10 protein-coding genes are annotated in these 11244 nt (G+C 65.0%); 2 read left to right on the top strand and 8 right to left on the bottom strand.

Going from position 1 to position 11244, the window contains the following annotated elements:
• The 8 genes from EN939_RS07825 to EN939_RS07790 all read right to left on the bottom strand — a co-directional run.
• On the bottom strand, positions 1-1507 hold a 1507-nt coding region (locus EN939_RS07825; RefSeq protein ID WP_127267571.1), incomplete at its 3' end, for a trimethylamine methyltransferase family protein.
• Positions 1508-1527: 20 nt separating this feature from the next.
• Positions 1528-2496, bottom strand: coding sequence for a D-2-hydroxyacid dehydrogenase (locus tag EN939_RS07820; protein ID WP_127267570.1), 969 nt, complete (start codon positions 2494-2496; stop codon positions 1528-1530).
• 8 nt (positions 2497-2504) lie between these two features.
• Complete coding sequence (locus EN939_RS07815; RefSeq protein ID WP_127267569.1) at positions 2505-3413, bottom strand: dihydrodipicolinate synthase family protein; 909 nt, start codon at positions 3411-3413, stop codon at positions 2505-2507.
• Positions 3410-3973 carry a hypothetical protein gene (locus EN939_RS07810; RefSeq protein WP_164750909.1) on the bottom strand — a complete coding sequence of 188 codons (564 nt, stop codon included), beginning with the start codon at positions 3971-3973 and terminating at the stop codon, positions 3410-3412. Before EN939_RS07810 ends, EN939_RS07815 begins: the two co-directional genes overlap by 4 nt.
• Before the next feature lie 27 nt (positions 3974-4000).
• A complete protein-coding gene (locus tag EN939_RS07805) occupies positions 4001-6859 on the bottom strand; it encodes a 2Fe-2S iron-sulfur cluster-binding protein (RefSeq protein WP_127267567.1) in 2859 nt (952 codons plus the stop codon).
• Positions 6856-7122 (bottom strand): sarcosine oxidase subunit delta, encoded by a 267-nt coding sequence (locus EN939_RS07800; RefSeq protein WP_127267566.1) that lies wholly within the window; start codon positions 7120-7122, stop codon positions 6856-6858. The genes EN939_RS07805 and EN939_RS07800 overlap by 4 nt, the downstream gene beginning before the upstream one ends.
• Positions 7123-7141: 19 nt before the next feature.
• Positions 7142-8383, bottom strand: a complete 1242-nt coding sequence (locus EN939_RS07795; RefSeq protein ID WP_127267565.1) for an FAD-dependent oxidoreductase — start codon at positions 8381-8383, stop codon at positions 7142-7144.
• Positions 8384-8389: 6 nt separating this feature from the next.
• The gene (locus EN939_RS07790; RefSeq protein ID WP_245465158.1) at positions 8390-9760 is read right to left on the bottom strand and encodes an MmgE/PrpD family protein; all 1371 of its coding nucleotides are present in this window, start codon (positions 9758-9760) and stop codon (positions 8390-8392) included.
• A gap of 216 nt (positions 9761-9976) precedes the next feature.
• On the opposite strand from EN939_RS07790, the gene EN939_RS07785 reads away from it, so the two are divergent.
• Both EN939_RS07785 and EN939_RS07780 read left to right on the top strand, forming a co-directional pair.
• Complete coding sequence (locus EN939_RS07785; protein WP_127267563.1) at positions 9977-10864, top strand: LysR substrate-binding domain-containing protein; 888 nt, start codon at positions 9977-9979, stop codon at positions 10862-10864.
• A 196-nt stretch (positions 10865-11060) separates the two neighbouring features.
• Positions 11061-11244, top strand: a 184-nt coding sequence (locus EN939_RS07780) for a twin-arginine translocation signal domain-containing protein (RefSeq protein WP_127267562.1), incomplete at its 3' end; no start/stop codon positions are given.

The raw sequence follows: 11244 nt of genomic DNA, 5'->3' as shown, positions 1-11244 counted from the left end.
GGCGTGCGACATAGGCGTCGAGCTCCTCTCGGATCGCGGGGTCCATTACCGGCTCTTCGTAGTCGTGCAGCGCCTGTTGCCAGAGCTCCGTCGCCCGCTCCAGCGCATCCTTGCCGCCGGCCTCCTCCCAGGCGCCGTGGTTCTGCCAGTTGGACAGCATCGGCTGGTAGAAGGCGGTCGTGTAGCGCGACATCGTGTGTTCGGCGCCGAAGAAATGACCGCCGGCCGGTACCGACTTGATCGCCTCGAAACCGAGATCGTCCTCCTGGAACGGCAGCGGGCGCAGGAACTCCATCATGTTCTGCAGGATCTCCACATCGAGAATGAGCTTTTCGTAGGACGCAGTCAGGCCGCCCTCCAGCCAGCCCGCAGCGTGGTAGACCAAGTTGGCGCCACCCAGCACCGCGCCCCATGTCGCCATTTCCGTCTCATAGGCGGCCTGCAGATCAACCACGTTCGAGGCATTCGCATTCGAGGTGCGGTAGGGAAGATTGTAGCGGCGTGCCAACTGGCCAGCGATGATGTTGGCCTTGGCGTTCTCCGGCGTGCCGAAGGCCGGCGCGCCCGACTTCATGTCGACATTGGAGGTGAAGGCGCCATACATCACGGGCGTGCCGGGGTTGACGAGCTGCGTCAGCACCACGCCGAACAGAGCTTCGGCGTTCTGCTGGCAAAGGGCCGCCGCGAGCGTCACCGGCGTCATCGCTCCCATCAGGGTGAAGGGAGTAACGGTTACAGGCTGGCCGTGCTCGGCCATTGCGATCAGGCCCTCCGCCATGGCGTCATCGAACAGCCGCGGCGAGTTGATCGATATGATGGTCGTCACGCCAGGAGAGGTGCGCATCTCCTCGACGGAAATGCCGCGCGAGATTGCCATCATGTTGATCCCATCCATTGCCCTGGCGCTGCCGATCGCCGTGCAATGGAAGGAGAGGTCGCTGAGCGTCAAATTTGCGTAGTAGGTGTCGAGATGGCGCGAATTGGCCGGCAGCTCCATCGGCGCCACAACCTGGTTGCCGATGATGTGGATGGCGTTGAAGTGGTGCGCCAGCCGGATGAAGTTCTGATAGTCGGGCAAATTCCCCTGGCGGCGGCCATTGATGCGGTCATGTACATTGGGCGGTCCGGCAACCAGGCCGAAGACCAGCGAATTGCCGCCGAGATGCACCTGCTTTTCCGGATTGCGGCTGGTCAACGTGAAGGATGACGGGACTGTCCGCAGCGCCTCGCGCACCAGGCTTTCGTCGATGCGAATGGTCTTTTCCTCGCGGTCGACGATGGCGCCCGCGTCGGCGAACAGGTCCATCACCCGATCGCTCATGACACGGATGCCGAGTTCCGACAGGATGCGCATCGATGTGTCGTGCAGCCGCTCCATCCGCTCTTCGTCGAGCAGTTGCATGGGCGGATAGGGGTTCTTCACCTGCTCCCAGAGCAGTTGCGCGATGCCCCCGCCGCTGCGTCCGGATTTCCCCCTGCGGCCACCGCCGCGCCTGTCCTGTGTCATGAGACTGCTTTCCTCTCGCTTCAGTAACCGCGTTCCGGACTGACGACATTTTCAAGCGGCGCGCCGCCGCGGTAGCGCTTCAGATTGTCGGCGAACATGCGCACCGACTTGATATCCCAACCGTCGTAGACCGCCGCGCAATGCGGAGTGATGGCAACGCTCTCGTAACCCCATAGCGGATGGCCCGCCGGCAGCGGCTCGGTCGCGAAGACATCAAGCGCGGCGCCCTTGATCCGCTTGTTATCGAGCGCAGCGAGCAGGGCTGCCTCGTCGACGACGCCGCCGCGCGATATGTCGATCAGCACGGAGGAAGGCTTCATTGCGGCGAAGGCCGCCGCACCGAGAAGACCGCGCGTGCTGGACAGCAGCGGAACGCAGCATACGATGAAGTCGGCGCGTCCAAGCAGGGTCGGCAGCGCGTCCGGTCCATGCACCTCGTCGAGGCCGTCCATGGCTTTTGGGCGCGCGCGGATGCCGAGCGTGCGGATGCCCATTGCCTGTGCGCGACTGGCGACGGCTGTGCCCGTCTTGCCAAGGCCGATGATCAAGACCGTCTTGCCTTCGATCGGCTCGACGCGGCCACCGCCCCATTGCCGCGCCTGCCGGCGGCGCTCGAAGCCGCGCAGGTCAAGCGAGAAGGACAGCATGGCGCCGAGCGCATATTCCGCCAGCATGCCGGCGGCGACGCCCGCCGCATTCGTCACAGTGAGCCGCTCGGGGTCCCAACTGCCGAGATGATCGGTGCCGGAGCCGCCGACGGAGACCCATTTCACGCTCGGGCTTTCGACAAGCGCCTGGCGCGGATAGCGAGGGGTGCCGTCGAAGCGAACGGAATAAACCACTTCCGCTGCCACGCGCCCGATCAGCTCGGGCAGGGCGGCATAGCTGTCGCAACAATGGACGGTCAGATCCGGATGCGTCTCCTCGAGCACGGCCAGCGCAGCGGCTGGCCGGTCGGTGTGCAGGATGACGGATGGATCAGCCGACATGGGGCCGCTCAGCTCGGGCCAATGTGGTCGGCCGAAGGACCGAGCGCGGCAAGCAGTTTTTCACCACTTTCGAGTGTCGCGTTCTCGTGCGGCGCGCGCAGGGTCAGCCAGCGCTGGTCACCGGAGCGCACCGCCAGCACGGCCTTCATTGCCGGGATGAGGCCGGCATCCTGGATGATCTTGCGGAACGCCTTGACCGCCGCATCCGCCTCGGCAACGTCCTCGCCGGCGATCGCTCGATCGTAGAGGGCCCGGATGGCCGCGGCATTGAGGTTGACGGTCGCCGAGATGCAGCCCGCGGCACCATTGGCGAGCCCCTTGGTCAGCTGTGCTTCCGAGCTCGGGAAGACCGCGACCGCGGGCGCCGCAGCAATCACTGCCGCCGTGTTGTTCCAGTCACCGGCGCTGTCCTTGTAAGCCACGACGGTGTCGGGAAACGCCTCGCTCAGCCGTGCGGTCAAGGCGGGGCTCACCGGCACGCCGGAATTCTGCGGGATGTGGTATAGGATCATCTTCATTGCCGGGTTCGCCACCCGCGCGATCAGTTCGGTGTAGTAGCGGGCCTGGCCGTTGTCGCCGGCAGCGGTGTAGAAGAACGACGGCAGGACCATCACCCCGGCGCAGCCCAGCCCGACCGCATGCGCCGACAGCTCGACGGTTTCGGGCAGCGCGGTGACGCCGGTGCCGGGCATCAGCCGGCTCGGCGAAATGCCGGCCTCGATCAGCCACTCCAGCGCCTGCATGCGCTCGTGCAAGGACAGCGACAGCGCCTCGCCGGTGGTGCCGAACGGCGACAGGAAATGCGCGCCTTGGCCCAGCACCCATTTGGCATGCGAGATCCAGAGATCGCGCGCGATGCGGCCATCGTTTTCGAACGGCGTCAGGATCGGTGCGATGGTTCCTTGCGGGCGGGTCATGTGTGTCCTTCCGTATCGGTCGGCAACTCTATGCACTGCGTGGCCGCTGCCGCTGTCGTCCTGGCGAAGTAGGCCGACGCTGTGACGTCGAACATTACATCAAAACCCGCTTGCGAGCGGAACGTGACCGCCTCGACGTGACCGACGCGTGTTTGCGTTATGTCTTCGACACCGAATTGGTCGGCCCGGAGATCAAGCGCGCATAGCCGTTCCATCGCTTGCGGCGCGTGCGGGCCAGAGAGGCGCATCCACGCCCAGCCTTCCTCGCGCCAGGATGAATAGGCTTTCGCCCCGGCATCGTTCGCCCAGGCGGCTTTGAGTTCGGCCAGCGCCTCGGCCGCACCTTCGGCCAGCAGCAGGATGTCCTCGTTGCCGAGGCGCAGGATCCGCATGCCGTGATGCGCGCCGATGCGATTGACTGCAGGCAGCGCGATGCCGTGCGCCGTGAGCCAGGCGGCGCCGCCGCCGCCTTTCAGGCCAAAGCGCGGAGTGGCCGTCAGGTCGCTCAGCGTTACCGCGCCGATGGGCAGCTTGGTGCCGTGCGCCGCGCCGCCGGCCATGAAGGGGAAAACCGCGCTTGGCGCCATCTACATCTCCTGCCGTGCATTGGCGGGATCGAAGAAGGCGTGAGCAACCACGGGCGCGTCGACCAGATTGCCGTTCCGGCACTTCACCGTCACCAGGCTGCCTTCCGTGGAGTCGTCAACATGGACAAAGGCCAGCGCGATGCTACAGCCGAGTGTCGGCGAGAACCCGATTGAGGTGATCTGACCGACAGGATCATTTCCGCGCAGCACGAGGCAGCTGTCGCCGGGTATATCTTTGGCATCGGCCGGAAATCGCAGGCCCACGAGCTTGCGTGACTGTCCCAGCCTTGCGCGCATCTCAATCGACCGTTTGCCGATAAAGAAAGGCTTCTTATTCGAGACCGCCCAGCCAAAGCCGAGCTCGTCAGGCGTCGTGATCGCGTCGGTGTCCTGGCCGATCAGAATGTGCCCCTTCTCCAGGCGAAGGACGCGCGAGGCTTCGAGACCGTAAGGCTTCAAGCCGTAAGGTTCGCCGGCAGTCATCACCGCGTCCCAAAGGGCGGGCGCGAGGCTGGATGGACAATGCAGTTCGTAGCTCAGCTCGCCGGTGAAACCAATCCGCATGACGCGCACCGGCACGCCGGCGACAACGCCTTCGCGACCGCTGAGATAGGGGAAAGCCTCGCGGTCGAAATCGATGTCGCTGTCCAGCGCCTGAAGCACGGCCCTCGCTTTCGGTCCGGTGACGTTCAGGCCGCAGAACGCGCCGGTGAGGTTGAGGACATCGACTCGCAAGCGCCATTGCGCGTTCCAGAACAGCATGTCGGCATAGACGCGCGCCACCGCACCCGTGGTGGCGGTCACATAGAACCGGTCGTCCGCCATCCGGTAAGCGACGCCATCGTCGACCACCGAGCCCATCTCGTTGAGCATCAGGCAATAGCGCACACGCCCGACAGGCTGGTTGGCATGCGCCATTGTGTAGAGGCGGTCGAGGAACTCGCCAGCATCCGGCCCGCGCAGCTCCAGCTTGCCGAGCGTCGAGACGTCGAGCAGGCCGACCCCTTGCCGCACCGCCATGATCTCGTCGCGGATCGTCTTTTCGGCCGCGCCGGCATCGCCATAGAAATACGGCCGCCACCATGCGCCCACCGGCTTCATCACGGCGTTGAGCGCCAGGTGCCTGGCATGCAGTGCGGTGCGCCGCTCAAGGGGTTCGTGGTCGCCGGCAAGCACGCCAAGCGTCTCCGGTCCGACCGGCGGGCGGGCAGTGGTGATGCCGACTTCGGCGACCGCGCGGTTGGTCGCCTCGGCAACGATCCTGGCTGTTGCGAGCGCGGAATGGCGACCCTGGCTCGGGCCCATGCCGACGGTGCTGAAGCGTTTGACCAGCTCGATCTCGCGATAACCCTCCTTGACCGCGTTTTGCAGATCCTTGACCTGCAGATCTTCGTCGAAATCGACGAAGTCGCGGCCCTTCCGATCGGCGACGATCGGCAGCACATGGACCGGGCTGGTGGCCATCGGCCTGGTGAATATTTTGTCCTCTGCAACAGCGTGGCCGAGCCCCAAACGTGCGGCCACGGCCGCGCGATGCCCGCCGGCAATCGCGTCCTGCAGATCGCTGTCTCCAGCGACAGAGCCGGCAAGGTGGACCGGTGCTTTCGGCAGGCTGAGCGTCATTGATCCGGTGGTGGCGTCGTAGCCGACCTTGGCGCCGGCCTGGCAAGGCAGCTGCCAGGCAGGCACCTTGCCAGCCGAGACAGCCAGCAGGTCGCACTCGATCCAGTGCCCGCCGATGCGAACCCGCGCAAGGTGACGATTTCCCGCTGTCCCCTCGGCGGCTTCGATCGCCGCGGCCTTCCGGATGGCCACGCCCTTGCCGTGCAATTCGGCTTCGAAGGCGCCCGTCTCGCCGCTGGATCTCGGATCAACGACTTGCATCACCGAGACGCCGGCTTCGACCAGATCGAGCGCGACACAATAGCCTTCGTCGCCGGTGGCCAGCACCACGGCCTTTTGTCCGGGGCGCACGCCGTAATGGCGGATCAGCCGCTGCACAGCGCCGCCGAACATGATTCCCGGCAGGTCGTTGTTGCGGAAGATGGCGGGCTGTTCGATCGAGCCGGTGGCCAGGATCACGGCGCGGGCGCGGGTGCGATAGAGCCGGTCGCCCTGGATCAGCGGCAGCCAGTTGTCCTCGTACCATCCGTTGCAGACGGTCCCGGTCAGCAGGCGCAGATTTGGCAGGGCCCGCAGCCGGGAGGACAGGTCGGCAAGCATGGCCGGATCATGCCGGCCATAGGTCAGCGACCCGCCGATCTCCGGGTTCTCGTCGCAGAGCACGACATCCGCGCCCGCCTCGGCGGCAGCGATGGCGGCGTTCAGTCCTGCCGGACCGGCGCCGACCACGAGAATGTCGCAGTGCAGGTGCGTCTTGTCGAAATGCCGGCGCGGAGCGGTGGTGTCGACCACGCCCAGTCCGGCCTTGCGGCGGATCATCGGCTCCCAGAATTTCTGCCAGCTGTCGCGGCGCGGCCCCATGAAGGTGCGGTAGTAGAAGCCGACCGGCATAAACCGTCCCAGCCTGTCGATGATCGCGTCGCGGTCGCGCTCGAGCGTGCCGTTGACGTTCTGCGCGCTGATCCGCAACCCCTCGCTGATCGGCGTGCGGTCTGCGGCGACGTTCGGCTCGAACGGCAGTTGCACCAGCGTGTTGGCATCCGCCCCGGTCATCGAAAGGATGCCGCGCGGCCGATGATATTTGAAGGACCGCGACAGCACCCATTGTCCGGAGGCAGCGAGCGCGCTGGCGATGCTGTCACCGGCATAGCCCTCGAAGTTCTTGCCTTCGAATGTGAAGCGGATGGGGCGGCTTCGGTCGATCCTGCTGCCCCAGGGCTCAGCCAGCCGGTTCATGGTTGAGCTCGGTGTTCGGAAGCATCGAAGGTGCGGATGATCTCGTTGGTGACGAGGTCGCGCTCGGCCAGGAAGAAGTAATTACTGGGCACGTGCCGCCACCACTCGACCACGACGCCCTTGCGATTTTCGGCGCGGAACAGGTGTCGCGACCAGTCGGCATCGGCGGCCCGGTCCGGATCCAGCTCGGCGCGGACGGGCCCGAACGACTGGAACTCGTCTATATTGCGCTGGCCGTTCATCGGGCAGGTCAGGATCTTCATGGTCAGCGGCGTTTCATGGTCAGTGACTGGCCGCCGTAGCGCCCATTTCGTTGAGCAGCCGGAACGTCTCGAAACGTTCCAGCGCGAACGGCTTCAATATGTCGGGCACGCGGCCCCTGGCGATCGTCTCCGCCATGCGTTTGCCGGCGACCGGTGTTGCCTTGAACCCCCACGTCCCCCAACCGCAATCGAGCCAAAGATTTTCGAGTGGACTGGCACCCATGATCGGGCTGTAGTCGGGCGTCATGTCGGTAATCCCGGCCCATTGCCTCAGCAGCCGCACGCCCTGCAGGAACGGGAAGAGATGCACGGCGCCCTCGGCGAGGTGTTCCTTCATGTCGAGCGTCGAGCGCGTCGAGTAGAGCTGGTAGGGATCGGAGCCGCCGCCGATGACGACCTCGCCGCGCGAGGACTGCACCAGGTAGGTGTGCAGCGAGACGGAGGAAACCAGCGTATCCAGCCAGGGCTTCAGCGGCTGCGTCACCATCGCCTGCAGCGGATAGCAGCGGATGGGAAGTTCGACGCCGGCCATCAGCGCCACGTCGTAATTCATCCCGCCGGTCGCGATCAGCACCTGGCCGCAGGCAATGCGGCCGCGGTTGGTCTTGACGGCCTGGACCCGGTCGCCGACGACCTCGAAACCTTCCACTTCGGTCCGCTGGTGTATCTCGACGCCGCGCCGCGACGCCTGCGCGGCATAGCCCCAGGCAACCGCATCATGCCGCGCGGTTCCGCCATCGGCATGCCAGAGCCCGCCAAGGATCTCAAGCGTGCCGCCATAGTCCATGTTGAGGGACGGTGCGAGCTCTTCGACCGCTTTCTGGTCGACGACTTCGGTGCGCGTGCCCAGATGCTTGCCCATCTCGGCGCGCGCATGAAAGCTGCGCAGGGTCGCTTCCGTGTGCGCCAGCGTCAGCTGGCCGCGCTGCGAGAACATGACGTTGAAGTCGAGTTCCTGCGACAGGCCCTCGAACAGCTCGACCGCTTCCTTGTAGAAGGCGATGCCTTCCGGTGTGATGTAGTTCGAGCGGATCGTGGTCGTGTTGCGCGCCGTGTTGCCGCCCGCGAGGTAGCCCTTCTCGATCACCGCGACGCTGCTTATGCCGTGATATTTCGAAAGATGATGCGCGCACGCCAATCCATGCCCGCCGCCGCCGACAATCACCACATCGTAGGATGGCTTGAGGTCCGGTGTTGCCGGAATGTCGCCGCTGACCGGATAGTCCCTGCTGAGACCGTATTTCAGAAGCCTGAGCGGCATTTCAGGCTACCACGCTGGCCGTTGGAGGGTCATGCTGACGAGGGGCGGATCGTAGAGCAATACCGAAAGATCGGAGAAGCGGCTGTCCTGATCGGCAAGCGAAAGGACCGCGTCGCGGATCGCGCTGGCACGGCCCTGTCCGAGCACCGGCGTCGCGAACTCCATATACTTGGCCTCGATCTCAGCCAGTGTCAGCGGCGCCTCGGGTCCGCCGCGCGCGTGGACGTCGCCGGAAGCAAGCACGCGCCCGTCCGTGGTCGTGATCGCCACGTCGGCCCAGCGCCCCGAGGGGAAGCGGACGCTGTGGCGCTCCGATTCCCGGACCGTGATGCGGCTCAGCAGTTCGGCGACGGCGGCATCCTCAAGCCCGTTGCCGGAAATGTGCTCCAGACCGATGCGGCCATGCATGATGAAGGTCGCGACGGCGAAGCGCAGGCTGTATTGCGCCTTCGAGGTCGTGTCCGGCACCCCGTCGAACAGTGTCACGGCGTAGTGGAAGCTGTTGACCTCGACATGGCTGATCTCCGACGGGGTCAGGTTATGCGCCAGGACGAGGCCACGCGTTGCGTCGATGGCCGCATGCGCCCAGCGGCAGATCGGGTAGGGCTTCACATATTGATGCAGCACCTGCCAGAAGGCGCCGAGATCCTGCCAATGAGCGGCGATTTCGGGCGCCTCGACCGTGATCGCCGGCGCGCCGGTGAAGCCGCGCTCGGCCAGCACGGCAGCGGACAGGCCGGTCAGCGCGCCGATACCCGAGCCGTCGTGCAGCATCGTCGGCGTAGCGATCTCGCGCATCATCTGGCTGCGCGGGCCATGATATTCGGCAATGCCTAGCGCCTCCCGGAATTGCTTTTCGCCGAGCCGCCGCAATCTTGCCGCGAGCGCGGCCACGCCCACGGCATTCCATGCGCCTGACGTGTGGTAGTCCGACACCGTCGCATGCAGCGCGATGCCGGCCCGGCCGGCGACTTCGTAGCCGACGACAAGCGATGCCAGCGCTTCCGGCCCGCTGAGGTCGGGGAGCGCCTCCGCCAGCGCTGCCAGCGCCGGAACGACGGCGACGCCGATATGGCCCTTGGTCGGGCTGTAACCGTCATGGCCATCGAGATTGTCGATCTGCGTTGCGGCCGCATAAGCGGCCCCGGCGATGCTGGCGCGGCGGCCGTCGAAAAGCATGCGCGCCGAATGCGGAGGATCGGCGGAGCCGTAGAGAAGGGCGGCGGTGTCGCGGGCGATCCGGCCGGCTTCCATCGGGCTAGCCGCAATGGCTATTCCGAGCGTGTCGAGCAGGAGATATCGCGCCTGTTCCAGGACAGGGAGAGGGAATACGGCCGCCGGCCGCCGCAACACGAAATCGGCCAGGCGAACCGCCACGCTGGTACTCGCGTCAAGCCCTTCACGCCGGTGCGACGGCACAGCCACTGGCATCACTCCCCTCTGCGTCACGACATCATTAATTTGGGTCCATCGCGCTTTCACGCAATTAGTTCGGCGGCTTTGGCCAAAAATATCTATGTCTTGTCGCTTGCCTGCGATTGAACGCCGGCGCTTCCATGGTTTACCTCTCACTGCACGAAGCAGGAGCCGCAGATGAAGCCACCACCCCCGTTGAACTATATCAGGTCATTCGAGAGTTCGGCCCGGCACCTCTCCTTCACCCTGGCCGCCAAGGAGCTCGGATACACGCAGGCAGCGGTCAGCACGCATGTCCGCGCGCTTGAACATTATATCGGCCGGCAATTGTTCATCCGCTATCCGCGCAGTCTCAAGCTCACCGAAATGGGCGAGGCCTTCCTTCCCACCTTGCGGCAGGCGCTCGATCAGATCGACCAGGCGACGGAGGCGATCGTGACTTCGTCGCGCAACCGCACGGTGGTCGTCTCCTGCCCGATGAGCCTGGCGGAGAACTGGCTGGCGGGCTGCATGGCCGCCTTTCGCAAGAAACATCCCGAAATCGAGATCGTGCTGCATGGCACGATCTGGGAGGACCTCAGCGAGCAGATCGCCGACATCACCATTTCGACGCGGCGTTTCGACGACCGTCCGCCCGCGGGCCTTCCATTGTGGAACGACGAGCTGGTTCTGCTGTGCGCGCCGACGCTGCTGGATGGCGAGGGCGCCCTGAAGCTGCCTCGGGATATACTCAAGGTCGATTGGATCTTCGTGCATGGCCGCCAGGAATATTGGCAGGTCGTCACGTCGGCACTGGGCGTCGACATGGACGATCACGACAAGGGCCTGACGACCAACGCTTCCAACATCGCGCTTGAGCTGGCCGCCATGGGGGCAGGGCTCGTCGCGACCCAGCGCTCGCTTGCCCACGCGTATCTGCGGCGGGGACTGCTTGTCGAACCGTTCCCGGTCCGGCCGGCCAGTCCGTGGAACTACTACCTCACCGAAAACCAGCTTTCGAAGGGGACCATCGCGCGCACGGTGCGGGAATGGATTCTGCTGCGGGCGCAGGAGGATGGCGCTTAAGCGCTGTTCGTCCTACCCCCTTGTGAATTCTCCAACTCAAAAATTGACACGCCAATGGCTTCGTTTTTTTAGGTCTTATTGGCTGGTTTTCGGCCGTTTGCCGGGGCTCAAGCCCTGCCGGGATTTTTGCATCGCCTCTAACATCTTCCACGCAAGGGGAATGTAACGGGCGGAAAGCCCAAACCGGAGAATCACAATGACGATTTTCAAGAGCAACGGTGACCGCGTCCCGGCCGTCATCGAAAGCTACGCAGACGAAGTCAGGAAGGGCGGCATGGATCGCCGCGAGTTTCTTGCCATGGCGAGCGCGATGGGCGCTTCCACGGCGTTCGCCTATTCAATGATCGGCTCGTCGCCTGCGCAGGCCGCCGCACTGGAGC

This window comes from Mesorhizobium sp. M7A.F.Ca.CA.002.05.1.1 (genome assembly GCF_003998335.1).
Lineage (GTDB): Bacteria > Pseudomonadota > Alphaproteobacteria > Rhizobiales > Rhizobiaceae > Mesorhizobium.
This window is presented reverse-complemented; position numbering and strand designations above follow the sequence as displayed.

Excerpts from the sequence above, each read along its gene's own strand:
- EN939_RS07815 (WP_127267569.1), bottom strand. The coding sequence starts at position 3,413 with ATGACCCGCCCGCAAGGAACCATCGCACCGATCCTGACGCCGTTCGAA.
- EN939_RS07785 (WP_127267563.1), top strand. The coding sequence starts at position 9,977 with ATGAAGCCACCACCCCCGTTGAACTATATCAGGTCATTCGAGAGTTCG.
- EN939_RS07805 (WP_127267567.1), bottom strand. The coding sequence starts at position 6,859 with ATGAACCGGCTGGCTGAGCCCTGGGGCAGCAGGATCGACCGAAGCCGC.
- EN939_RS07810 (WP_164750909.1), bottom strand. The coding sequence starts at position 3,973 with ATGGCCGGCGGCGCGGCGCACGGCACCAAGCTGCCCATCGGCGCGGTA.
- EN939_RS07820 (WP_127267570.1), bottom strand. The coding sequence starts at position 2,496 with ATGTCGGCTGATCCATCCGTCATCCTGCACACCGACCGGCCAGCCGCT.
- EN939_RS07795 (WP_127267565.1), bottom strand. The coding sequence starts at position 8,383 with ATGCCGCTCAGGCTTCTGAAATACGGTCTCAGCAGGGACTATCCGGTC.
- EN939_RS07800 (WP_127267566.1), bottom strand. The coding sequence starts at position 7,122 with ATGAAGATCCTGACCTGCCCGATGAACGGCCAGCGCAATATAGACGAG.